This window comes from Bacteroides sp. AF20-13LB, from assembly GCF_003603065.1.
Lineage (GTDB): Bacteria > Bacteroidota > Bacteroidia > Bacteroidales > Bacteroidaceae > Bacteroides > Bacteroides uniformis.
This window is the reverse complement of the sequence record NZ_QTMH01000012.1, coordinates 195877-220111: the sequence shown is the minus strand read 5'-3', so window position 1 is coordinate 220111 and position 24235 is coordinate 195877. Positions and strand designations below refer to the sequence as shown.

Below are 24235 nucleotides of genomic sequence, written 5' to 3'. Positions count from 1 at the left end.
GCAATAATTGTGGGTGGATTATGCCGTTCTAAGTGGGTGGGTATGCTCCGTTTTCGCCAACAAATAGCGCCGATTAGGAACTAATTCACAAAATTTACAACGTGGTTTACCGAATGCTTACTTTACTTCAAGTGACAGGCTTGAATCAAAATCATAGTGCATCAGGAATGTTTGGGGTATCACCAGCATTCCGTACAAGTGTTGGTGATACCCCAAATTAATGAAATCTAGTTTTTTATAACTACAACTTCAGCCCTTCTGATGAGTCTATTTCCTCTTGTGTATCCATCTTTTTCTATTGAAATTACAATACCATCTTCTTGTTCTAAATCTGGCTCAGTTTCGACAATTGTACAAATGTCTTCGTTAATAGGTTTACCAAGGATATCGATTTTATGTACGTCATATTTATCCAAAATGGTAGCTGCAACTTTTTTGGGTTGGAGCATTCTTTTGATAGCCTTTTGGGACGTTTCTTCTTGATCCAACCCTTTCTCTTTAACAACAGTCTCTGACTTATCGAAGGAATCTATTACCTTTATGAACTCGCTTATCATCTCATCGATTTTGCGTTCATTGGTAATAATCATTTCCTCCATGTCGTTCTTTAGCTTAAGATTCTCTCTTTTAATTAGAGTAATCTCTTCTTCAATGCTTTTTTGGTATTCCTCATTCATATTTATAGCGAGTTATATACTTCAGAATCAATTGTGTTAATATCTATGTTTTCAAGCACGACACCTGAGACCAGCGGATTTAATCCTTCATATGATTCAAATATAGGAAAAGTAAAGTCGGCAGCAAGTCTTGTAGTTGGCTTGCTCAATTGAGCTCTGGCTTGGGCAATGTCTGTATTAGAATACTCTTTTTTTCGCATAGCCGTTGTCATAGCCTTAAGTATTTGTGGATTATTGGCATCTTGCGACACACCTAATATTTCGTATGGATTTTTCATTTTTATAAATTACGTTATTTAATAATGAATTAAGTTTATTTTTAATGATGATGATGCAATATGGAGAATATGTCATCATCAAAAGTTGAAAGAGAAAAACCTCCAAGGCTCCTATAATATTCAAGGCCTTCCTTTAGCGCATAACCTTTGTCATTGAGAGTCTGACCGTATGAAAGCCCAGCACCCTTTAACAACTGCTGTGCATCAAATGGCAATTGATTCCAAATTTCGTTATGTGTTTTTTTGAAAACAGAACAATGCTTGTTGAATTCTGCACTTTTGTTGATTTTCAACTTATCCAATATTGATTTGACACCAGATTTTCCATACTTATCACCGATGACATATTCCATTATACACATGTTACACAATGTTGAAAGGTTTTCGCAGATTCTACTGTTGTTTGGGTATTTGCAGTATATGTCATAAACCTTAGTAAGAGCTTGAGATTTGTTAATAGAATTATTATTGACTCTTTCTACGATTTCATTTAACTCTTTATTAACCTTTACCTCGGTTACTTTGGCATTAAGTTTTTGTGCGAATGTTGAAGTCCCGCTTGAATATGAACTTATACCTGAAGATATAGCAGATAGGCGATCTTCGTGGTCTGATATAAGAGCTAAAATAGCAAGTTGTTCAACAAGATCATTGTCTAATGATGAATCACAGCTTCTGGTCTTACTTAATATGTTTTTAATTGATGTTAATGCCGTGCTTCTTCCTTCCTGAGCATACTCTTGCATAAGCAAAGATAATAATGTAGCTAGGTTATCGTTTACTCTAGTGTTTGTCTTGTCAAGAAGATGTACTGTTAAGATGCATTCAGAAGCATCCTCTTTTGACATACGTTTTTCATTAACTTCCTCTACAACATATCTCATAACATAGTTTGAGAATGAATACGACAAAGTCACATCCTTAAGCTCGTTGCAAACCACAGAATACTGACCGAATCCATTCTTGAAATCAGCCTTATTCTCAGCTGATAATGATGATATTTTTGAACTTGTGTATGAAAGCAAAGCCTTATATTTCTTATTAAATCTTTGAATAAGGCTAAGTTTTGACTGGATAAATGCATTCTTGGTCTTTGTTATCTGCATTGAGTCTAGAGCTTCTATGCACTCACTAAAATATTGATTCGCAGTTTTGAAATCATTGTAAATTGAGTTTTGTAGTCCATAGTCTACTCCTACAGCCAATACATCCTCCCAATTATCATAACCTTCCTTACGGTCATGTTCTAGTGCTTCAGTAATGTCTTCAAATATGTCTTCAGATGATGACGCAAGGTAAGGAGCAACCAACTTGCATTTAATATCCAAATTCAATTCAACTAGAGCATCCATCGAACTCTTTTGTTCAGTAAAGAATATGTGATATTTCTGGTTCTCACTAATTGCTGCTTCAAATCTGTCAAGTAAAGAACGTTGGACTTCTTTAATCATTACAACTTTTTCATCACTGTCGTATTCAAGAATAACGTTCTCTGGCAGATTTCCAACAGTGTTTTCATTGAAATGGCCAAAAGCATCATACAAGCTGAACGTGAAACTGTTATCCCAAGATGTGTAGTCAAGGGATTTTATAAATAGTTTTTCCTGATAAATTGCGGTCAACCATACAGAAATAACTTCTTTATAATTTGAATCATTTAGTTGTTCAGACTCTGCCATGTTTAAGCATACAATGGCAATGTTTCTTAAGACTGTAAGATTGTCAAGATAATCAGAATGAACTTTTTTCAGCTTTTCAAAAGCCACATTATATTTTCCTTCATCAAAGAGTTTAGAGATAGCGTAATTTTTAATTTTGTTACGGTATCTACTCAAAACTGGACGACTTATTTCTAATACAGGTTTAATCTCTTCTGCATAGTCCAGCATATGATTAATGAAATAGATTGCGTCATCCGATGACATTTCTCTATTTTTAATCAACTCTAAATTATGATTGAATTCATCAAGTTTTGATAAAGCTTTAGCAATGTACCCCTGTTCGCATGCTTTTTTCAGGTATGTTTCTTCAGGAAGAAACTCTGACAGCACGCTTAAAGATTCGTCTATATCTCCTGATTTAAGCAGAATCAAGGCAAATCGATAAGCAATATCTTTCTTTTCCGTCATGAATGTATCTGAAGCTTTTCTCATTACGGAATAAATATTATCCTTATGATTGAGGATGTCAGAATTCTGATAATCCTTAAGTTTGCAAAGAATAAAGCGTAAGACCGCTAGTGTTGGTATTTTCTTAGCCTCTAGGGTACTAATCTCATGATAAATATTAGCTGCAGATGTAAAATTAGAAGCCAACTCAGACTCACGTGCAATTAAGTATTTTCTCTTGATCAGCTCTTTTATTACATTGGCCTTCCTTTTTTTTACTATAGTTTTATCTGTGAATTCTTTGTCAACTCTATTTATATATCTTTCAAGCAGATTAATTGCTTCTTGATTGCTCAAACTTTGTATTTTGTTGAGAGTTACAATAGATAATTCATCCCATATATTTTGGTATGAAGTATCATTAAGTCTTGATGGGTTGTTGAAAGTCGCAATCTCAGTTATTACTTTCTCTATATATTCTTCCTTATTCTCAGCGTTCAGTCCAGTTATCTCTTTGAGTCGATAGCAGGAAATTAAGTTTTGCGATCTTTCTGAACCTAAGTTAGACTGCTCATGAAGAATTGCGTAGGCTTTATCTGAATCTTTCACAGAATAATATAGCTCAGCTGTGTCAATGAATAATTCATTAACAGATTCTATTAGTTTACTGCTTCCAGTTCCTGTTGTTGAAGTTATTGATGAAAGTGATTCTCTTAATAATTTTACTCTTCTATCTAGATCTGTTTCAACCTTGGCCTTGTTGAACAAAGCTTCGGCCTTAACTAAACATGCCCCAGTTATTAGGTTTCCTATCTCATCTGCTAGAACAATTGCTTCATCATTCTTGTTATGTGATACATACCATCTTGCAATTTCAAGTTTCTTGATAAGCATGGTAGTGTTATTGCGGAAAAGAGTTAAGGCATGATTAATGTATGGTAGTTTGTCCTCATTATTCAATGATGAAATAACTTCTTGGACTTTTTTAAGGTAGTACTCCTTTACATCATATCCTAGATTATGAATCTTCTCTGTTAAAGTCAAAGATTCTATTTTATCAGAAAACTTCTGGATCCAATCAATGAATAACTTCTTTAACGATGGTTTTGATAGATATGCTGTATGGTTGGATAATATATTCTTAATTATTTCTTCTTGAAGGAACGCAGTTTTTTTTGCGGTCAAAACATCCATGACGAACTGATCGGATGAAGAAACCTTCCAACATTGATTGAAGAAGCGAATACATTCATCGCTTTTCTGACTGTAGTTAATTGAAAGTTCTTTTCCATATTTGGATACGACCTCTTTCAAATCATTGGAGGAAGCTTCTGTGTCCTTTTGGTCAATGATACAAGCCGCATTGCTTAGACATACATCTTTGTGATTCCTATTTGTAATGCTTTCCAGAAGCTTATTTGCAGCTAAATATCGCTTTCCGTCTATGAGTTCTTTGGCAAAAAGTTCAACTGTCTGTTCACATCGTTTAATGCTCTTCCCAAGTGAATTAAATTCTAAATTCAGCTGATTGAGAGAGGTCTTGAACTCTATAGACGATACAGATATGGTTTTAATCTTAGATATGAGAAGCATTATATTTGCTTCGCAAGCAAGATTAATACTATCAGAAGATTTGCTATCTGAATTATTGACAGCAGACATCAGATCAAGGCATTTCTGATATTTGGCTACATTAAAAAGAGCATTTGCCCTGGACAACATGGTCCTTACGGTTGTATCAACCGTAGAATTGTAAGACTTAATATCATAATTGTTGTTACCTTGAGAACTGAGTGACTTGATACATTTGAATAAATGAATCTCCTTGTTTGTATCCTCTTCGTTTCCTGCTCTCAGGAACTGTGCATAGTATAGACTTGCAAGTTTATTAACGGCAGTGTACTGCTTGCCTAAGAGTTCTTTATAGATTTCTTCAGCTTCGCATTCTTTTCCGTTATGGAGTAGTTCATCGGCTTTTTCAATCCGATGGTCGTAGTATACTCCCTTAATGTATGATATTAGTCCCATTATTCTAATTCTTATTATGAATGATTAATTTTTGTCCAGGGCGAATCTCTCTCCAAGTATTATTCTCATAATCCCACAGTCCGTTGTCTTCTGCTATTTTTTGAGCGATTGATTTCCAGTCATATGTAATGCCGAAAAATTTGCGTACGATGGTCCATGGACTATCATTCTTTTGCACTTCATATATGAATTGGTTGTTTTCGACAACTGCTGTTTCTGGTTTTGTTTGAGCTTTAGACTTGGCTTGTGCAAGAGATTCGTTTAATGAGTTGATTTCAGTATTCATCTTTTCAATTTGCTCAAGTAAAGGTTTTCTTGATACATTGTATGAGATGAATGATGCAACAGCTGCAATGCAGATAAATGCCAGTGTTGCTATAAGAATCTTCTTAGCGTTGAAATAATGATCTGAAGTCTTTGGATTATCCAATCTCGCTGCATCATTAATCTTCTTGTATATTGACAGATCACTTCCACAGTGTGGACAAATCACATTTTGCAAGTGATAATCCGGGATACCCGGATTATCACATATTGGACATTTTGTTGATACCATAATTAATTAGCTTTAATATATGATTAACCAATACCTGCTGAGAATGCATTACCAAGACCGGTTACATTCTTCTTCAAAAGGTCCTCGTTCTCATGTTGAATTCTTCTAATGTTATTTATATCTCCTGTCTTAAGAGATTGCATCATCTCATCAAATGCACAATTTGCTCTGCCAGCGTCCTGTGGATTATTGGTATTGTTCGCAATAATCTTAAAGAGGAAGATGTTAAGCAAAATACTGTAACTTGTTGCTAGGTCATTGAGCTCGTTTTGGAGAGATTCCTTCTGGAATGAATCATTTGTCTTGTTAAGCTTTTCCAGTTTTTCTCTCATTTCATTGAAGTCTGAAGGGTCAAGGTACTGAGGGAAATTCTTAACCAGAATCGTAGCCAGTATTTCCCCAAGTCTGTTTTCCTTCTCTTCTGGCTCGGTTGCAAATTGCTTGGCTGTCATTACTTGCTGCTCGAAATCAAGCCATTTGTCGTCATCAGACTTAAGCTTGCTGTTTTCAATGGCAACAATTATAGATTGTATTTTTGATAAAAAAGCAGTTTTTTTATTGTCTGAGATAGAATCATCATTCATGATGTCTTCAATTGAACTGGATATTTCACTCAAACAACTAGAGTCTTTACTTCCTCTACCAAGAACTACAGGAGATGTCTTACCAGTTGCAACAACCTTCACAGATACACGAAGGTTCTCATTTGTATCAAGGTTGAATGTAAAGTTTAACTTGCTTCCAGAAGGGAGGTTATCAGTGATTGTGAAGAATCCTGATGCCAACTTGTCGTATGTTCCATCCTCAGCATCGCTAAATAACTTTACTTCAACAATTTTCTGATTATTGACTATGGTGCTGAACTGTCTATTGACATTGAAAGGTAGTGGCGTTTGGTCATCAATGAATCTTTCCATTTCCTTTCTTCCATTCTTCGTTAGTTGGATAAGGTAATTGTGCTTTGCTGTGTAGACAATAGGACCGTCTGGAATTTCTTCGTCCACATCAACACTCTGGTCATCATCTTCCTTCCATTTAGAGGTGTCCATTGAGGCTGCAAGAATAGCTGCGCCGTGAGCTATAGCCAGCATAGGCTTTTCAGAAGACATTACTTTTTCTTCACCATATTTTTCGACCAACATCCTTTTTACTAAAGGAATGCATGATGAGCCTCCTACTAGAAGAATATTCGATAGGTCGTCTACTGTAATACTTGTTTTAACAAGAAGTTCTTCAATAAGGTCAATAGTTCTTTGAATCAACGGACGAATCAAAGACTCAAAGGTTTCTCTTGAAACAACAATGTCTTCCAAAGGATCTCCGTCTTCATTTTCAAGATAGTCAGAGATCATGATTGTTGCAGAAGAACTTTGGCTAAGAGTCTTCTTCGCGTTTTCTACATCTTTTTTTAATCCAGCTGTGAATTCTGCTACTTCTTTGTCAGTCTTGTCTGAAAGTAGCTCTTCAAGATTGATTCCATTCTGCTGTTCAATTTGATCCTTTACATAGTCGGATAAAATAGCATCAATATCGTCACCTCCAAGCCATCTGTCACCACCAGCACCTGTTTCCACAAACTGACCACCAGCAGCAGTAAGAATAGAAAGGTCGAATGTACCGCCACCAAAGTCATAGATAAGGAGTGTCTTATCTTCATCATCTTTCAAATTGTCGAAACCGTATGAGAGTGCAGCTGCAGTCGGTTCTGCGAGGAGCTGGAGGACCTTTAATCCTGCAAGTTTAGCCGCTTTCTTTGTTGCAGATTTTTGCTTCTCATTAAAGTATGCTGGGACTGTTATCACGGCATATTCAACGTCACCTAATTTCGTATCTGCATCGTTTTTGAGTGCTCGGAGTATTTCAGCACTGATCTGTTCAGGAGTATACTCTTTTCCTCTTAAGACAATAGCAACAGAATCTTCTGTACCACCTGATAATTTTTGGATACCAAAAGGGTAAGCATGGCTGTTTGTTTTCATCTTTTGGACATTAGAATCGTTGATGGAGGCACCCATAAGTCTCTTGGCAGAGACTACAATATTAGGTGCATGTCTTTTCCATGAATTAAATACAGAGTTACCGACCAGAAAATTACCATTCTTGTCTAATGCGACACACGATCTACATAGATCTTCATTGTTTGCTCCGGTCTGAATTGTTCTGACCGTTACATCCTTGAATGCTACAACCGAATTGGTCGTACCAAGGTCGATTCCGATTGCTTTTCCCATTTTATGACTTATTTTTTGTTGTTTTTTATTCTAATTACCAGAATTTAAAAAATGACATAATACTGTCTTCGCTTCGTTCATCGTCAATATTCTCTTCTTCTAAAGAAGCTATTTCATTCTTGACAGTGAAAACCCACTCATTGAAATCTTTTTCTTTCCTTTTTAACTCTTCTTGAAGTTCACGAATGTCCTTTTGGATCGATGATATTATGTCTTCGTTATCTGTAAACTCTTTTTCTTTACTTTGAATTGAACGCCTGAAATTGTCAATTGCAGATTTGAGGCTTGACCTTGTTTCAATGTACTTTGATAATTTAACTTCAAGTGTTTCAATTTTGGTCGAGATTTTGTCTAACTCATTCTTCTTACTTATTTTTTCATTCTGTATGGCTCTCTTTTTTCTCTGAATATCAAGACTCTTCGAGAAACCATCGATGTTCGATTTCTTCATATATACAGCACCAGAAATGGAAATATCATCTTTGTTACCCATTTCGCTTAGTTTTGGAAGATAATCGGCCAGCTCTGCATTAACATCTTCTTCATCAGCACATAACTCAATAATCTGTTCATAGAAATCTTGAATGTTAGCTTCTGTTCTCAATGAACCTTCTAGTCCATCTGAACACAGAAAAACGGAGAAGGGTAAAAAACCATTTCCACAGAATGCATATCTAAACTCGTCAATAGCATAATTATCACATAATGAGGTCGTGTAATTTAGAAAACAATTACAATCCTCTTGGATAGGAGAGGACCAAGAAAGATTTTTATTGCAGAAGAGTATTTTTCCATCTCCTATCTGAAACGATAACCAGTATGATTCAGTTTGCAGGTATGCTAACAGAGTGCATCCGTAGGCTTTTTCAATGTTCTTGCCATTCAGCTTGCTCAGTTCAGATGAACTGAATGGGTGTGAATCACAATGAATGGATATTTCATTCTTCCATTGATTGTAAATCTGCCTAAGTAGCTCATTCATCAGTTTCTGCTCTTTTACACATTTACTAGATGCTTCTGTGTAAGCTTGAGCCTGTTTGGCATACCCTTTCTGGCTTTCATTCATGTCCTCATAACGCAGCCGATTTCCTTCAGAGTCAACAAAAGGATTCTTGCGTGGTTTGGCCGTTATTGAAAAGGAACATTCAGAAAATGGGTTTGCCCCCATAGAATTAGAGAATCCCTTTAAAATATCTAGTGTTACTTCTGCTGCTAATTTTGCACCAATATCACTTCTAAAATATGTTTCACCTCCATGTCCATCACAAACAACAAGGATCTGTACCCCATTTTCACTAAAAGAAATGGAGTAGTCTTGACAAGGTTTGCCATTAGCTAAATGGCTCGCACCTCGTATAGATTTGTTGAAGACATTAATACATTCCATAAACATTACCAGTTTGTCCAGTCGTCAGTGCCCTTGTTGTCATCAGCGTCCGCACCTACATCTACTTTCTTAAGTGAAGAGTCTTTCTTGATTGCGTCCTTGATATCCTGCATAACTTCGTCTTGGCGGGATTCTGGTGCATCTGCTCCTACAGACACTCCCTTTGAAGCAACTTGGGATGCTGTCACAGATACTAGGTAGATCATTTTTTTGAGGTCAGCAACATTATGTACAGTTAATACTGCCTCACTATTATTGTTAACAAATTCTTTCAGTACATCTTTATTTGCGTCATCACCTATGGCCACAGCAATTTTTATTGCAGCATTGAACCAATTGTTGTCCTTCAGCTTTTCAAGACCATGCTTGGCATCATCAGTTGGTACACCATCAGAGAAAAGAATCATAACTGGTGCACAGGAAGCATTTGCTTCATGCATAAATCCTGATGTCTGAGAAAGTTGTTTTGCGAGCTCTTGATAAGCAGCCCCAAGACTAGTAAGACCGTTTGCATCCAAATCATTCCATTCGAAATCTTCTATTGGTAACGGACGAGGGTACATCCAATCACACCCGCTGGCAAATTGTAGTGCGGCGACTTTGAGCTCTGTGTCAGAATTGTCCTGTGATATTTGAGCCAGCATAGGCAAAGTATCTCTGATGGCTACGTTTAAACTTGAAATCTTAGCACCTGACATGCTACCAGATGTGTCAATAAGAAAAAATACTGTCAGCGCTTTTCTTGGAAGCTGATCAATTGGAGCGTTTAATCTTCCCATATTATTTTACGATTAATCCGTTAATACCCATTTTAAATTTAATCTTCATCTCATTCTTTATTGGCATGCCTGCTTCTGGTGAAACATTGTGTACATCACCAGCAGGGTCAATAGCTTGCCAAGTAAATGTCGAATAATTTTTAATTCCAAGTCGGTTAGTCATTGAGTGCCTAACAACTTCTCCAACAATTGCGTTCAAATCGCCATCAACAGGTAATTGGACATTGTATATTTTTTGACCTTGAAACAATGGAATCCTAAATTTGTCCACTTTCAGAACCATAGGTTTCTCTATGTTGCGTCCGCAGTCCAAGCAAACCTGATTTGAAGAGTCTGGCTCGACAAAAGTTTCTTCGCCACAATGAGGACACTTGCATAGCATAGATCTCAATTGAATCATTAATGTCATCCATTCTCTGTCAATCACACGTTTCTCAGGGAAAAGAATACTTTGTTTACTGAATGCTTGGATGAAGAGTTTTTCCATTGATTTAGGAAATAATCCCCATCTTCTTATTACGTTTGTATGTAATCCTGGGACCGGCCTATTAGAGTCATCAAGCGGATCCATAATAAAAACAGCATTATGACCAAAAAAAGCTTTTTCCATGTCTTCGGTCATGCAACCGCAGCCGGCGATTTTCTTTCCCTCAAATGGCCTGTTGAAATAGAACAAGATGAATAAGATTACTGCCATCGAAAAATAATCAGAATATCTATTCGGCATTGTCTTTTGATCTACAATCTCAGGAGCTAGATAACCGGCTTTACCAATGATGCCCAAATTCGTCTTATCTGGAGCTACATTGTCGTTATCGCAGATAAGTACATCTCCATTTCTTGGATTGATGAAAAAATTTCCGTCGTTCATATCTTGATAACTCAATCCTCTGATATGTAACTTCTGAAAGGCATCACAAATCTTGATGGCGGCATTGATGTTTGCTGCCATACTTGAAAACTGTACCTTAGCTAGCATGAAGTCACTGAATTCTCTATATCCTCTAGGACGAAGTTTCATAATGTAGCCAAAACTACCTTTTTGCTTTTCTGTTACAGCTAAAGGCCATAAGAAAGCATTGCTTGGTGCTCCAGAGTCAGCATTTCTCTTCAAGTTGTTATAGAAGCTATCGCTATAATCTCTTGTATACCATTTGAGAGCAAAGTCTCCTCCACAATAATCAACAAGATACACAATACCTTGTCCACCTCTGCCGAGCTCACTGTCAACGGTACATGTTTTGCCATTAAGCAGTTTTATGATTGTTCCTTGTTCTAGTTCTGCCATAGTTATTGTACATTAAATCCGATTTTTCTTCTTGGTGCAAGTGTAAGTTGAGCTTGACCAAGAGATGATGGGTTGTTACGAATTGATTCTTCCAACATTTTTTGCTCAATAGGTGTGTCTTTGAAGGCTGCAACTAATGCTGCATCATTTACAATGAATGCAATATCACTGGATGAATAATTGTCTGTCAATGCAGCTAATGCATTTGTGTCTATGTCGGAACAAGGCCTATCCTTAAGATAGAAATCGAAAATTTTTTTTCTTGTATCCTTGTCCGGAGCTGGAATCATTACATGAAGATCCAGTCTTCCTTTCCTAAGAACTGCTTCGTCAATAAGTTCTTTCTGGTTAGTTGTTCCAATGATGAATATTCCTTTTTGCGAGCAGTTGTTCATCTGGCTAAGGAACTCATTGACTTCAGGATTCATCAAGCTTTTTGCGTCACTTCCCGAACGCTTTGGAACCATAGCGTCAAATTCGTCAAAACAGATAACAGAAGGCGCATTTTTCTCTGCGTCTTTAAACAATTGGGCAATTTTGCCTTGTGAACCATGTATATATGTGCTTCCAATGTCGGATGCTTTGATGAAGATATAGTTCAGTTGTGCCTCTTCTGCGAATTTTTCGGCAAAATATGTTTTTCCACAGCCAGGAGGGCCATAGAGTAGCATTCCATTTGGTGGGGTTAATTTATATTTTTTCGCCTGATTGGGATTTTTCAAGAGGAAGATAACCTTCTGCTGGAGCATGGCCTTGACATCATCCATTCCAGCAACGTCCGCGAAACCATTTCCAACTTTCTTCTGTATACTGTATTCACTCTGTGGTTCTGCTTCTCGCTCTGATTTGACGCCACTCTTTATCACCTTCTGGTCTTCTTTATCGCTGCGGTAGATATTGGGACATGTCTTGGTTTCAAGAGCGTTTAACAGATCTTTTGCTGTTTGGATTCTCTTTTCAGGATCAGGACTGAGACATATTTTGAATAGTTGCTGGAGCCATAATGGACATCCATCTAAACTTCCAGAGAAAGAAAGAGGTTTGTTCATTAAAGTTCTGACTCTCTTTTCTTCCTCATTTGCATCCAACCCTTCAGGAAGTTGCTGTCCCCAAGGTTCTTTCCCAAAAACCATGGAGTAAAGTACTGCGATAATCGAATATATATCCGATCTGTAGTCAAATTGGTTTGAATAAGTCTCAGGCGCACGGTAAAATGCTATTAAGTCAGTGCGCAGGAAGTTATTCCCACTACCGTTATATTCTGAGATATGCCCTAAGTCAATAAGCTGAGTTTCTTCTAATTGCTTAGGGTTGAACATTATATTTCTTGGAGTTATGTCATTGTGCAATAACCCTTTCGAATGCATGTAAATAAGTCCTTTAAGAGCGTTTATTGTAATGTTTAAAGCACGCTCTAGTGGAAAAATTCTTCCCCTTACCAATGGTTCAGCTACTAGGATTCCTGTGAAATACTGAGTGACAATATAAGGATATTTTGTATTTGACATTTCATAAATGTCATCATTTACATATTGTATAACATTACGATGCGCTAACTTTCTAGATAAAGTTATTTCTAATATCTGGCCATCTTTATCCTTTATATCATAGGGTATTCTAGTAGGGTCAAAGATTTTAAGGAAGTACGGAACTCCTTCTTTGTCAGATATACGGTAGGTCTCATTGTATAGCCCTTCTTTAATAAAAGACTGTACAGTATAATTACCTATGATTTGCGACTCTTTTAAGATAGCCATTTGCTTAAATATTAAGGATTGTTTAAAACTGTTTTGCTCATCTTTGGACTTGCAACTAGAAGTTCTCTGATATCTACCCCGAGTAATTCTGATATCCGAGATAGAGTTTGTAAATCTGGCTGCGTAGTGTTTGTACACCATTTTGAGATAGTGACAGGATCTTTCCCTAGTTGTTCGGCTAGCCATTTATTTGTTTGGCCAGCATCAGCAAGCACTGCTTTAAGTCGATTTAGATTTGCCATATTTAATTTATTAACTTTAAATGCAAATATAATTGTTTTATATGTTATAGAAATAATGTTTAAATATGTTTTTTTCGAAAATTTTTGTTTGTATGGCTTATTTAATGTATAATACTCCAATGTTGTTATTTCTAATATATGATATTGTGACAACCATCCGGTCTTTGTGTTTTAGTTTAGTTCACGATTTCGGTAAAGGAGATAAAAAACAGAATATAGTGACCCTGTTTTCTGAACTCTCCATTAGATTTATAGATAGTACTATTTAAGGTCTCTTAATTATTGATGTAACCATTTAATTATAACATCTATCTCTCAAATTCTGCGTAAACAATGCGTAAACAAACTGTTTGAGGGATCAACGTAAAAACCTGAGGGATTCTGAAATTACGCATAAATTTTCAATAATCTAAACAGAAATCAATAGAATTACACTTCATTTGCAGCATTTGTTTACTATAAATATTATCGTAATATGGGTTTAGAAGCAGCCTATGGTATGCCTTCATTCTTCAAATGGATATGTTTCGTCATAGACTTCACTTAGAAGACGATCGTTGAAAAGCCAGTGTGGCGTCGGCTGTATATGTTTGACTTTGTAGCCTTTTAGCTTAGCAGAAAGTGCACTGATAGAAGTTTCTTCTCCTTGATAACACACTTTGCGCTCTGAAAGAATAGTGACAGAAATTGATGGGTCATCTTTCCAGATGAGAACATCGCCTTTCTGCAATCCCATCTCATAGAAATTGAGCGGTGGACGTTTTGCATGTGCTTTTGTGCTGGCAGCTTTGTCCTCATCTGTGAGGTCGTTCTGTATCTCGTCTGTCACTTCTTCCGTCACATCTTCATGGTGGAAAAGTTCGAGTATGGCTTGCGCCTGTTCCACGTTGATACGGAAGAACTCACGGTTCTGATTGATACGCTGAGGGTCAAAGGCTTTATGAAGGGCTTTTTCAATTTTGAGACAGTCACTTTTCTTAACCTTGCACGCAAATTTACACTCAAACGGTACGGGAACTCCTGTTGTATATAATTCCTTCATACGTTTGTCGATGTCTTCCTGTGTGGTCATACCTATTTTTACAAGTCCTGGCATCACAGGGTTTGTCAGAAGATAAACTATTCCGTATTCCATATCGTTGTGTTTTAGAAATTAGAGATTATTGTACGGTTTGTTGTTGTTTGTAATGAAATCAAGAACTTTTTCAAATTTGTACATCAGTGTTACCGTTCTTGTTGGTGAATATATGTGAACTCATTTTTTACTTCTCCTATATTTTTGATTGCTTGCATTGGGATGCTCGGGATTGGTCATTTCGAGATAGCCAGCCTCGACAAGAGCCATGATGTATGTTTGGATATTCTTGCTATGATATGTCAGACCAGCCCTTTCAAGAATTTCTTTGCTGCTACGTGGCACACTGCAGAAGTTTACTATATCCCTCTGTTTATTTGTTATTTTAGGACGTTTAGTGTCAGAGTTAGTATTGAAAGTGTCAGAGTCGGACTCTAAGCCAGTGTCAGAGTATCTATGTTCAGTGTCAGAGTCAGCATTGAAAGTGTCAGAGTTGATGCCTAAGTCGGTATCAGAGTGTCCAAGTTTAGTATCTAAGTTACCATTGACTTGGCTACCCTCCGGTCTATTTATAGTAATTACAAACTCGTTAGTTCTGTCATTGTTGGTGAATGAAACTTTCATATCCTCAGATAAGGCACGAAGCATACCACTACCTGCTCCTGTGTAGGGGAGCAAATGGATGGCATTTGTGAAGAGGAACATATTGCGTGGCATGGATGTACCTACAACAATATCATCCACGCTAAGCCCATTAGGGAGAATTCCGGGGCTGTGTATCTCCACTCTGTCATCAAAGATGAATATACGGATAGGAGCAGTCGCATTCAGCGAGCGATGTACCAAAGCATTTACGGTGAACTCAACAAGGCTGATGTATGAAATCTCCAATACTCCTTGCGAGTTAAACTCTTTTCCAACTTGTATATGGCGCAAGTTCCGGGTGAAGAAATCCATAATAGTTTCAAACTGATGAAGCAGATTTCCTTCAATGTCGGCATCATTCACCTTATCGCGAAATTGTGTACCTCCAAGATTGTTGCCCACAAAACAAATGCACTTTGCTGTCATTGCAGGAAGCCAACGCTGAGTGTACTTGCCAAACAGCAACATTGCAGCCACTGTGATTTTTCCATCGGGTCGGATGAAACGTAGGTTACGCAGCAGCTTCTCCCCATCGTGCCCACTAGCGATAGCAGAACAGACTGCATCTAAAGAGGTCTCGCGGAATGCATCACCCACCAAACCTTTTCTCACCAATACTTTTTCAAACTTGTTGCTTAAAAAGGTTTTGATGGTATTCTCGTCCAAGTCCTTAATCGTAGCATCCCGAACCCCAGCTTCATCAGGCGAGAAACTACCGCAGTCGGTCATCATCTCGGCAAGTTCGACATTATCGAACACCTTGCGCTTGTCGGCACCGTTCTTCACCCACACAATACCCCGATTGTCGTGGTAAGGCTTATTCACCCCTTCTTTAATATGAGCCACAACAAGGCTTCCGCCATCCACGGAAATAGTTTCTACATCAACAAGGATGGCAGGAACAACATTTTCTGATGCGATGTTGCTAAGTGTGTTCGTGGTTTCCTGTACTTCCAGATATGACAAAGGATTGAGACTGCCGGTTTTGTCCTTCACACCAACGACCAATGTTCCACCACGTGCATTGCTGAATGCCACCAATTCGCAGCCGATGTCGTAGCTGTCAAGGAGCCGTTCTTTGAACTGCATCTTACTGACTTCGCCAGACTTTATCTGTTGGATAATATCTATTTCATTCATTTTTTCAAATGTTTTTGGTTGAGCAGTCTACCTGCATCAATATTCAAAGCTTCTGCTATTCGCAGGAGGTTTCTTGCGTCAGGCTGCATGGTATTTGTCACCCATTTGGAGACAGTAGCCCTGTCTTTTCCTAATTGCTCTGCCAGCCACTTGCTACTTTTTTGCTCTTCGGCAAGCACAATCTTCAGCCTGTTAATCATTTCTTTTTCCATAAAAGATATTCCTTTCGGTGTAAAGGTACAAATAAACCCAGAGAATCAAGATGAAATATATCAAAAAAGAGCATTTATACAACAAATAATTGGTTATAACGTCAACAAGTAATCTACATTTACTAATAACCTTATTTTGTCGCAAAACACAAATTACTTACGACAGCAATATGGCTTATAAAAAGCAAAAAGGGTACTTAGCATAACTCCGGATGGGAAACTGGCTGTTTCATACACTTGTTTCTGCGTAAACAATGCGTAAACAAACGGTTTCAGTTATGGGTATTTAATGAGTTTTATAAGAAATAGTAAATTCATAACTGCTTGATATTCAATTAATATTGATAAAATGAACTATCGTAGAATATCATTTTATCGTTCTCATAATCTGGAGGTCCCTGGTTCAAGCCCAGGCTGGTCCACAAACAAGAGGCTCATTCTTAATAGAATAGAGCCTCTTTTAATTTTTGGACTCCGCCATACAAGCCCGGTATTTGTGTAATAAAACAACCTTCATCATGAAATACGGAGTATCTCCAAATACACTGCTCATAACTGCCGGAACCATATGGTCATTGGCAGGAGTCAATATTCTGCGTATAGGCCTGACCTGCTGGATAGATGACGGACATTATTGGCTATTCAAAGTCTGCGAAGCCAGCCTGGTATTCCTTCTGTTCTCCGGCATTATTTTCCATAGGCTGTACAAGAAACATACTCTCCGTATCTCACAGAAGAAAGGTAAGCACTGCCCCTTTTCCTTTTTCGACGTAAAAGGATGGATTGTCATGATAGGCATGATTGCAATGGGAATTGTAATACGTACCTGCCACCTTCTGCCCGACTCCTTCATCGCAGTGTTCTATACCGGACTTTCTCTCGCGCTTCTCGGCACCGGGCTACGCTTCATCTGGTATTGGTGGAGGAACAGATAACTCCGGATTCACCGATTCCCATCCTATGCAGGCTCCGGCAAAGTGCTGATCGCCTCGCTCTTTATCCTTTCAGGCTTATTGCTATTCCCCGGCAATTTCCAAGCCATGCTGTAGCCCTTGGCCCTTATCCTCATCGGCATCTTCCTTCTCAGACATCACCATAGGAGAAACTGGACACACCAAAGGACAGTGCATCGCCGTGCCAAGATGGTACAACGGATGATGAACAAGAGAATGGGAGAGCAAGAGGAACATAGCACCCGGAGAAACCTACATAGACCTGGACTGCAGTTGGGGAGGAGTGGAACTGCACATACCCGCCGACTGGCAAGTACGCATAGAATGCAGTTGCTTTTGCGGCGGATGTGAAGACAAACGCTGGCAAGGCACACCTGCCAAACAAGCATTCCTTTCCGCCTCTTGTTCGGTATTCCTGCCTGGACAGCTATCCTTTTGTGGTATCATCTGCAGATTGTGGCAGACACTTCATTACAAACAGAAAAATTCACCGCCCCCGAGGTAGAAAAGGCCGCTCCCCTGCCACAAGAAGAAAGTATTGACCGGATCACGATAAAAGACGGCTCCCGGATTCACATCATCAAAGTGGAAGACCTATTATACATCCAGGCTTGTGGGGACTACGCAACCCTGGTGACATCCGACGGAGAGTACATCAAGGAACAGACCATGAAAAACTTCGAGACACATTTGCCAGCAGATAACTTTGTCCGCATCCACCGCTCGAGCATTGTCAACGTAACCCAGATATCACGAGTAGAACAGTATGGAAAAGAGACCTACCAAGTGACGTTAAAAAGTGGCGTCAAGCTACGGGTAAGCCTCTCCAGATACCGGTTACTGAAGGAACGGTTGGGCATATAAATGCCGCAACCAGTCCTTCAGAATACTTCCTGCAGAGGAAAAAGACAATTAATCTTAAAATACAGCGGAATATATAACTTTGTCCAAAGTTATTTGTTCCTTTATCTTGCTATGATGAAACATCTGTATTACATACTTATGTTTACCTTCCTCTGTCTGGGTTTGACTACCATCTCCCAGGAGGAACAGCCAGACTCACGGAATACTACCGGGAGTCCGGCGGGAATAGTTGTCGGAAGTCCGGCCTCCGAATGCTCCTTTACCGCCTACACACAGTGCGCATCGTACACAGCCACCCACCGTTCACTATTCAATGACGAAAATACCGACTGCTGGACCAACGAAGCGTTGTGTCCGAACAGCCTATACACACATAACCACGCCTCTCCGAAATTCCTGAAGATGAGAATTCTGAAACCAGCCGGGCAACTGGAGCATCTGCTTTCCAGCCATCTGTCTGCCGGAGAGAGCGCCAACCTTTCATTCAATCCCAGTGCCCTCCGCTATTCCTGCGGATACTACATCTATGCACTGCTGCATATCCTGATTTAGACTTTATCGGACTTATTGCAAACCATTACCGGAGGTGTACTGCATGTACATCTTTCGCTTTTTTATTATCCATTTCATCACATTAATATCATAACTATGTCCGATTTATTCCTCCCCACCCTTGAGATGATGGGGCTCACTTTTGCAATCGGTTTCTTTGTGGCATTCATCATCAAACTGATAGCCAGCGCAGCCGATTCACTCGATTTCTACAGTTCCCACCAGCAGGAGTTACTCCGCCTGCGCCGTATAAAGAAGTTCCGCCAGAAGATGGAACTGATGCTACACACCCCCTCCATGCACGGAAACATCTTCGGCAACGACACGCGCGAAGACTACAGCCGGGGTGTGGACCGTGAAAACGAAAAGCCTCGGGGCTATTACCACGGAGTAAGCCACGGTGTCTCCAAAAGAAACCTGGTAGACTACTTCTACCCAGAAGATACCCATATGATGTATCTGGAAGATGCCATCAGCCACCGTGACAACAAGAACAAGACTAAAAAGAACAACGACACCAAAAACAAAGACTAATCATGGAGAATATAGATTTTGCAACCTTGTTCCAAGGATTCGGAACAATGATGGAAAGCGGCTGGCTGCTCTCCTCTGCCCGTGTATTTTTAATAGCCCTGGGCCTGCTGCTCATATACCTGGGATGGAAAGGCGTACTGGAGCCTATGGTCATGATTCCCATGGGACTGGGTATGGTCGCCATTAATTGCGGCACCCTTTTCATGCCCGACGGTACATTGGGGAATCTCTTTCTGGACCCGATGCTTTCGGATACGGACGACTTGATGAACACCATGCAGATAGACTTCCTGCAACCGGTCTACACCCTGACCTTCAGCAACGGATTGATTGCATGCTTCGTATTTATGGGTATCGGTACCCTGCTCGATGTGGGCTTCCTGCTACAGAAACCGTTTGCCAGCATATTCCTTGCCCTATGTGCCGAATTGGGAACTTTCCTGACTGTACCCATCGCATCTGCATTGGGACTGTCCTTGAAAGAAAGCGCTTCCGTAGCCATGGTAGGAGGTGCGGACGGACCGATGGTGCTTTTCACTTCCTTGGCCCTGGCCAAACATCTGTTTGTACCCATCACAGTAGTGGCCTATCTCTATCTGGGACTGACATATGGCGGTTACCCCTATCTGGTGAAGCTGCTGGTGCCGAAACGCCTGCGCGCCATCAAGATGACGAGCAAGAAGCCGCCCAAAAACTATGATGCCAAAGTAAAACTGGCTTTCTCGGCTATATTGTGTGCTGTACTGTGTTTTCTGTTCCCGGTTGCCTCACCGCTGTTCTTCTCCTTGTTCCTCGGAGTGGCAGTACGCGAATCGGGGATGAAGCATATCTACGATTTTGTAAGCGGTCCGCTGTTGTATGGTTCTACTTTCATGCTCGGCCTGTTGTTGGGCGTACTTTGCGACGCACATCTGCTGCTCGACCCTAAAATTCTTAAATTGTTGGTATTGGGCATGGGCGCACTGTTGCTCTCCGGTATCGGCGGAATCATTGGAGGATACATCATGTACTTCATCAAGCGGGGCAATTACAATCCGGTCATCGGAATTGCAGCCGTGAGCTGCGTGCCTACTACGGCGAAGGTTGCCCAGAAGATAGTAAGCAAGGACAACCCCAATTCCTTCATCTTGGGAGATGCCTTGGGGGCTAATATTTCAGGAGTAATCACTTCGGCCATCATTACGGGTATCTATATTACTATAATTCCCTATCTGTAGCCTGCGTAGTGGGTTTAGGTGACGGAAAGAGGTTGTGGTAATCACAATCTCTTTCTTTTTATGATACATGGGGCAAGCTGTTGCATTTCAGATAAAATCCTTTACCTTTGCCGGCAAACACATTTATCAAGATATCAGGATGAAGAAAGTATTTAAATTGGCCGGAGGATTCATGGTCGGGGCATGCATCGGCTTTGTAGGAATAATAGGTGTAAGAGTCCTGGTTTTGGGAGACTCGTTCGACGGTTTACACAGCAAGTTTGCCGAAACCGGCATGCTGGAGACAGTAGGAGTTTCCTTGTTAGCCATACTGATTCTGCTGTTCTCCATCTTCCTGCAAGTGCTTCTGCACGAAGGCGGGCATCTTGTCTGCGGACTGGCAACCGGCTACCGCTTCGTCTCCTTCCGCATCTTCAACCTTACCTTCATACGGAAAGACGGGAAATTATGCATCAAGCGTTTCAGCCTTGCCGGAACGGGAGGCCAATGCCTGCTTACCCCACCCGAAAGGCCTCTTGAAGATATCCCAACCACCTTGTACAACCTGGGTGGAGTGCTTGCCAACCTGCTGACCGCCATCCTTGCCTTCCTCCCCCTGCTGACCGTAGACGGGCTGCCTTACCTGCTGAAATTCTTCCTTCTGATGCTCTCTTTGATTGGCATTCTCCTTGCAGGGATGAACGGCATCCCCATGAAGATGGGCGGCATCGGCAATGATGCCGACAACATGCGCCTGCTTCTCAAGGACAGCAAGAGCAAGCAGGCACTGGTCACCCAGCTGCGCATCAACGCACTGGTGCAAGAGGGCATGCGTCCTAAGGACATGCCTGCCGAATGGTTCAGCCAAACGGAAGACATCAACTACAAAGATGCCCTGCAGGTCACCATAGCCTTGATGAGCGCCTCGCGCCTGCTCGACTGCGAAGAATGGGAAGCCGCCTACAATGCATTTGAGAAAATAATGAGCCACCGGCACGAAGTCATCGGACTTTTGATAAAGGAAAACGCTTGCGAGCTGCTCTTCACCGCATTGGTGACAAAGAGGACCGCACGGGCAGAAGAATTATATACCGATGAGCTGGATACCTACATCCGGCAATATAAGGATGTGACGTCTTCCAAACAGCGGCTGCTCTGCGCCCTGGCACTCTACCGGGACAAGGACACAGCAAAAGCAAAGGAGATTTACGAAGCCACCTGCCAACGGAAAAACAAATACTTGATGCAGGGAGAAGTCAGTTCGGACATAGCCTTGATGAAATCAATCCTTACCGCCAAGAATGCCTTGTAAGATGGAACGATATTTCTTTTACTTGTTATATCTGCTGCTTGGCTGCTCACTATGCGGTTGTAGCAGAAAACAAGCGCCAAAGCAGGCACAAGACCCAGATACGGAGACCACCATCCCGTACGCCGACACCATAGCGGCACCCGTCCCTCCGGCTCCGGTTAAAAGCCGGACAGCCCGCTACCTGGACTCCCTCGGTTTCGTCAACATCGCCGAAGCGGACAGCAGCATCGCCATCGACTTGATGTACACCCGTGCCGACAACTTCACCGGAACCCTATTATACGAAGACCTGAAAGAAGCCTACCTGCACCCCGATGCCATGAAAAGCCTGAAGCGGGCACAACGCCTACTGAAAGAACAGTACCCCGGCTACAGCCTCATCGTCTACGACGCAGCGCGCCCCTTGTCCGTACAGCAGAAGATGTGGGACGTAGTGAAAGGAACCTCCAAATACATCTATGTCTCCAACCCCTCACGCGGCGGCGGCCTGCACAACTACGGATTGGCGGTGGACATCAGCATACTCGACGATAAAGGAACTCCTCTGCCCATGGGCACCCCGGTAGACCATCTGGGCAGGGAAGCCCACATCACAGAAGAAGCCGTGCTCGTGGCACAAGGCAAGCTGACGGAACAAGAACGTGAAAACCGGCTGCTGCTCCGGCAGGTAATGAAAGAAGCCGGATTCCACCCGCTACCCAGCGAATGGTGGCACTTCAACCGCGTCAGCAGGCAGACGGCAAAGGAGCGATACCGGGTCATCCCTTAACTCTCACCCCCAGCTTGTCCGGAAACTTAAATTTGCTATCGCTTTGACGCGGATGACGCAGATGACGCGGATTTTTATATTCTTAATCTGTATTATCAGCGTCATCTGTGTCTGAAAAATAATCAGACAGAAAGCTGCGAATTTATGCCCCACTTTGTCCTTTTTGAGATAACTTTGCATCAGAATAAATAAGCCAAGCCATGCCTTTATCCCAAGACACCCTCCGCTTCATCCGCGAGCATCGCCGCGACGACGTGCGCAGCCTTGCCTTGCAGGCACGCCGCTACCCTTCGGTAGACATGCCCGCCGCCATCACACAGATTTCCGGCTGGCAGATTGCCAAAGAGAAGATACCCGCATGGGCCGAGAACGAGCATATACTCTACCCCGCCCACCTTTCTCTGGAACAATGCTCCTCCCAAGCAACGGCACAGTATAAAGCGGAGATTATAACTAACCTGCTACATACAGAACAAGAACATCCCGCGCAGAACAGTACCCCCGCATCAGCCGGCACCTTTACCGACCTCACCGGAGGTTTCGGCATCGACTGCGCCTATCTCTCCTCCCGCTTCGGGCATGCCACTTACGTCGAGCGCCAGGAAACCCTCTGCCAGATAGCCGCGCACAACTTCCCTGTCCTCGGCCTGAACCACATCTCCGTCTGCCACGCAGACAGCGTCTGCCATCTGCAAGAGATGGAGCCCGTGGACTGTATATTCATAGACCCTGCCCGCCGCGACGGACACGGTGGAAAGACCGTAGCCATCGGCGACTGCGAACCCGATATAGCCGCCCTCGAAGAACTGCTGCTGCGCAAGGCAAGACACGTACTGGTAAAACTCTCCCCCATGCTCGACCTCACCCTTGCCCTGAACGATTTGAAGCATGTCCACCAGGCACACATCGTCTCCGTGGGCAACGAATGCAAGGAACTGCTGCTCTTGCTGGGACAAGGCGAAGGAGTGCCGGCAGACGACATCCCCATCCATTGCGTCAACTTCACCGGTGTACCGGCTCCCCAAGCCCTCGTCTTCACCCGCCGGCAGGAGAAGGAGCGTGCATGCCCCTACACCCCTCAACTGAAATCATACCTCTACGAACCGAATGCCTCCGTGCTGAAAGCCAGTGCATTCCGCAGCCTCTCCTCATTGTATAAGGTGGAAAAACTGCATCCCAACAGCCACCTCTACACCTCGGACCACTTCCTGCCGGACTTCCCCGGCCGCAAGTTCCGGATTACCTCCTCCTGCGGCTTCGGCAAGAAAGAAGTGAAAGAGATGCTGGCTGCCGAGAAAAAGGCGAACCTCACCGTGCGCAACTTCCCCGCCACCGTGGCCGAACTGCGCAAACGACTGAAATTGGCCGAAGGGGGAGGCACTTATCTCTTTGCCACTACTCTGGCAGACGAGAAGAAGGTACTTATCCGCTGCCAGGCTACGGGATAAGACACCAACCCCTATACCTTCCCCTGCACGAGATGTACATCTCATGTTGCTCGATATGTACATCTCATACAGTCCGAGATGCACATCTCGTGCATCTTTAGCATCAGTCTGCCAGATGACGGCAAAGGGAGATACCGCCGAAAGGGTACTACCTTCAAGAATTTATGTAACCTCATTGTAACTGAATCGTTATCTGTTCTTCAA

Annotated in this window: 20 protein-coding genes and 1 pseudogene; 8 read left to right on the top strand and 13 right to left on the bottom strand. The window is 41.5% G+C overall.

Annotated features, from left to right (window positions below):
• Positions 1–227: 227 nt before the first annotated feature.
• The 13 genes from grpE to DWX62_RS16090 form a co-directional block, all read right to left on the bottom strand.
• Positions 228–677, bottom strand: coding sequence for a nucleotide exchange factor GrpE (gene grpE / locus DWX62_RS16150; protein ID WP_022020157.1), 450 nt, complete (start codon positions 675–677; stop codon positions 228–230).
• A gap of 2 nt (positions 678–679) precedes the next feature.
• The gene (locus DWX62_RS16145; protein ID WP_022020156.1) at positions 680–955 is read right to left on the bottom strand and encodes a hypothetical protein; all 276 of its coding nucleotides are present in this window, start codon (positions 953–955) and stop codon (positions 680–682) included.
• Positions 956–996: 41 nt separating this feature from the next.
• The gene (locus DWX62_RS16140) at positions 997–5091 is read right to left on the bottom strand and encodes a hypothetical protein (RefSeq protein ID WP_118067131.1); all 4095 of its coding nucleotides are present in this window, start codon (positions 5089–5091) and stop codon (positions 997–999) included.
• A 4-nt stretch (positions 5092–5095) separates the two neighbouring features.
• A complete protein-coding gene (locus DWX62_RS16135; RefSeq protein WP_117589555.1) occupies positions 5096–5647 on the bottom strand; it encodes a LysM peptidoglycan-binding domain-containing protein in 552 nt (183 codons plus the stop codon).
• Positions 5648–5670: 23 nt separating this feature from the next.
• Positions 5671–7878 carry an Hsp70 family protein gene (locus DWX62_RS16130; protein WP_118067130.1) on the bottom strand — a complete coding sequence of 736 codons (2208 nt, stop codon included), beginning with the start codon at positions 7876–7878 and terminating at the stop codon, positions 5671–5673.
• A gap of 34 nt (positions 7879–7912) precedes the next feature.
• Positions 7913–9265: a protein phosphatase 2C domain-containing protein gene (locus DWX62_RS16125; protein WP_158568088.1), complete on the bottom strand. Its 1353-nt coding sequence runs from the start codon at positions 9263–9265 to the stop codon at positions 7913–7915.
• Positions 9266–9270: 5 nt separating this feature from the next.
• Positions 9271–10044, bottom strand: a complete 774-nt coding sequence (locus tag DWX62_RS16120; protein ID WP_117589550.1) for a VWA domain-containing protein — start codon at positions 10042–10044, stop codon at positions 9271–9273.
• Between the two features lies 1 nt (position 10045).
• Positions 10046–11332: a serine/threonine protein kinase gene (locus DWX62_RS16115; protein WP_117589549.1), complete on the bottom strand. Its 1287-nt coding sequence runs from the start codon at positions 11330–11332 to the stop codon at positions 10046–10048.
• A gap of 2 nt (positions 11333–11334) precedes the next feature.
• Positions 11335–13089, bottom strand: coding sequence for an AAA family ATPase (locus DWX62_RS16110; RefSeq protein WP_022020154.1), 1755 nt, complete (start codon positions 13087–13089; stop codon positions 11335–11337).
• Between the two features lie 11 nt (positions 13090–13100).
• Positions 13101–13331 carry a helix-turn-helix transcriptional regulator gene (locus tag DWX62_RS16105; protein WP_117589566.1) on the bottom strand — a complete coding sequence of 77 codons (231 nt, stop codon included), beginning with the start codon at positions 13329–13331 and terminating at the stop codon, positions 13101–13103.
• A 505-nt stretch (positions 13332–13836) separates the two neighbouring features.
• Complete coding sequence (locus DWX62_RS16100) at positions 13837–14466, bottom strand: GIY-YIG nuclease family protein (RefSeq protein WP_072529596.1); 630 nt, start codon at positions 14464–14466, stop codon at positions 13837–13839.
• A gap of 120 nt (positions 14467–14586) precedes the next feature.
• Positions 14587–16191: an RNA-binding domain-containing protein gene (locus DWX62_RS16095; protein WP_118067128.1), complete on the bottom strand. Its 1605-nt coding sequence runs from the start codon at positions 16189–16191 to the stop codon at positions 14587–14589.
• Positions 16188–16403: a helix-turn-helix transcriptional regulator gene (locus tag DWX62_RS16090; protein WP_008767280.1), complete on the bottom strand. Its 216-nt coding sequence runs from the start codon at positions 16401–16403 to the stop codon at positions 16188–16190. The genes DWX62_RS16095 and DWX62_RS16090 overlap by 4 nt, the downstream gene beginning before the upstream one ends.
• Positions 16404–16921: 518 nt before the next feature.
• On the opposite strand from DWX62_RS16090, the gene DWX62_RS16085 reads away from it, so the two are divergent.
• The 8 genes and pseudogenes from DWX62_RS16085 to DWX62_RS16045 all read left to right on the top strand — a co-directional run bounded on the left by DWX62_RS16085 (position 16922) and on the right by DWX62_RS16045 (position 24031).
• Positions 16922–17338: a hypothetical protein gene (locus tag DWX62_RS16085; protein ID WP_005830871.1), complete on the top strand. Its 417-nt coding sequence runs from the start codon at positions 16922–16924 to the stop codon at positions 17336–17338.
• A 399-nt stretch (positions 17339–17737) separates the two neighbouring features.
• Positions 17738–18220, top strand: a pseudogene (locus DWX62_RS16080) (LytTR family DNA-binding domain-containing protein); the annotation flags it as partial.
• 111 nt (positions 18221–18331) lie between these two features.
• Positions 18332–18772 carry a hypothetical protein gene (locus tag DWX62_RS16075; protein WP_229094668.1) on the top strand — a complete coding sequence of 147 codons (441 nt, stop codon included), beginning with the start codon at positions 18332–18334 and terminating at the stop codon, positions 18770–18772.
• A gap of 96 nt (positions 18773–18868) precedes the next feature.
• Positions 18869–19306: a hypothetical protein gene (locus tag DWX62_RS16070; RefSeq protein WP_005830882.1), complete on the top strand. Its 438-nt coding sequence runs from the start codon at positions 18869–18871 to the stop codon at positions 19304–19306.
• Positions 19307–19308: 2 nt separating this feature from the next.
• Positions 19309–20523, top strand: a complete 1215-nt coding sequence (locus tag DWX62_RS16065; RefSeq protein WP_005830884.1) for a sodium ion-translocating decarboxylase subunit beta — start codon at positions 19309–19311, stop codon at positions 20521–20523.
• 139 nt (positions 20524–20662) lie between these two features.
• Positions 20663–21814, top strand: coding sequence for a hypothetical protein (locus DWX62_RS16060; RefSeq protein ID WP_034526008.1), 1152 nt, complete (start codon positions 20663–20665; stop codon positions 21812–21814).
• Between the two features lies 1 nt (position 21815).
• Positions 21816–22583 (top strand): M15 family metallopeptidase, encoded by a 768-nt coding sequence (locus DWX62_RS16055; protein WP_034529238.1) that lies wholly within the window; start codon positions 21816–21818, stop codon positions 22581–22583.
• Between the two features lie 200 nt (positions 22584–22783).
• Complete coding sequence (locus DWX62_RS16045) at positions 22784–24031, top strand: SAM-dependent methyltransferase (RefSeq protein ID WP_009037583.1); 1248 nt, start codon at positions 22784–22786, stop codon at positions 24029–24031.
• Positions 24032–24235 lie beyond the last annotated feature (204 nt).

What these genes read in the sequence shown, in the direction of transcription:
- grpE (WP_022020157.1), bottom strand. Translation starts at nt 677, where the DNA reads ATGAATGAGGAATACCAAAAAAGCATTGAAGAAGAGATTACTCTAATT.
- DWX62_RS16145 (WP_022020156.1), bottom strand. Translation starts at nt 955, where the DNA reads ATGAAAAATCCATACGAAATATTAGGTGTGTCGCAAGATGCCAATAAT.
- DWX62_RS16140 (WP_118067131.1), bottom strand. Translation starts at nt 5,091, where the DNA reads ATGGGACTAATATCATACATTAAGGGAGTATACTACGACCATCGGATT.
- DWX62_RS16135 (WP_117589555.1), bottom strand. Translation starts at nt 5,647, where the DNA reads ATGGTATCAACAAAATGTCCAATATGTGATAATCCGGGTATCCCGGAT.
- DWX62_RS16130 (WP_118067130.1), bottom strand. Translation starts at nt 7,878, where the DNA reads ATGGGAAAAGCAATCGGAATCGACCTTGGTACGACCAATTCGGTTGTA.
- DWX62_RS16125 (WP_158568088.1), bottom strand. Translation starts at nt 9,265, where the DNA reads ATGGAATGTATTAATGTCTTCAACAAATCTATACGAGGTGCGAGCCAT.
- DWX62_RS16120 (WP_117589550.1), bottom strand. Translation starts at nt 10,044, where the DNA reads ATGGGAAGATTAAACGCTCCAATTGATCAGCTTCCAAGAAAAGCGCTG.
- DWX62_RS16115 (WP_117589549.1), bottom strand. Translation starts at nt 11,332, where the DNA reads ATGGCAGAACTAGAACAAGGAACAATCATAAAACTGCTTAATGGCAAA.
- DWX62_RS16110 (WP_022020154.1), bottom strand. Translation starts at nt 13,089, where the DNA reads ATGGCTATCTTAAAAGAGTCGCAAATCATAGGTAATTATACTGTACAG.
- DWX62_RS16105 (WP_117589566.1), bottom strand. Translation starts at nt 13,331, where the DNA reads ATGGCAAATCTAAATCGACTTAAAGCAGTGCTTGCTGATGCTGGCCAA.
- DWX62_RS16100 (WP_072529596.1), bottom strand. Translation starts at nt 14,466, where the DNA reads ATGGAATACGGAATAGTTTATCTTCTGACAAACCCTGTGATGCCAGGA.
- DWX62_RS16095 (WP_118067128.1), bottom strand. Translation starts at nt 16,191, where the DNA reads ATGAATGAAATAGATATTATCCAACAGATAAAGTCTGGCGAAGTCAGT.
- DWX62_RS16090 (WP_008767280.1), bottom strand. Translation starts at nt 16,403, where the DNA reads ATGGAAAAAGAAATGATTAACAGGCTGAAGATTGTGCTTGCCGAAGAG.
- DWX62_RS16085 (WP_005830871.1), top strand. Translation starts at nt 16,922, where the DNA reads ATGAAATACGGAGTATCTCCAAATACACTGCTCATAACTGCCGGAACC.
- DWX62_RS16075 (WP_229094668.1), top strand. Translation starts at nt 18,332, where the DNA reads ATGATGAAACATCTGTATTACATACTTATGTTTACCTTCCTCTGTCTG.
- DWX62_RS16070 (WP_005830882.1), top strand. Translation starts at nt 18,869, where the DNA reads ATGTCCGATTTATTCCTCCCCACCCTTGAGATGATGGGGCTCACTTTT.
- DWX62_RS16065 (WP_005830884.1), top strand. Translation starts at nt 19,309, where the DNA reads ATGGAGAATATAGATTTTGCAACCTTGTTCCAAGGATTCGGAACAATG.
- DWX62_RS16060 (WP_034526008.1), top strand. Translation starts at nt 20,663, where the DNA reads ATGAAGAAAGTATTTAAATTGGCCGGAGGATTCATGGTCGGGGCATGC.
- DWX62_RS16055 (WP_034529238.1), top strand. Translation starts at nt 21,816, where the DNA reads ATGGAACGATATTTCTTTTACTTGTTATATCTGCTGCTTGGCTGCTCA.
- DWX62_RS16045 (WP_009037583.1), top strand. Translation starts at nt 22,784, where the DNA reads ATGCCTTTATCCCAAGACACCCTCCGCTTCATCCGCGAGCATCGCCGC.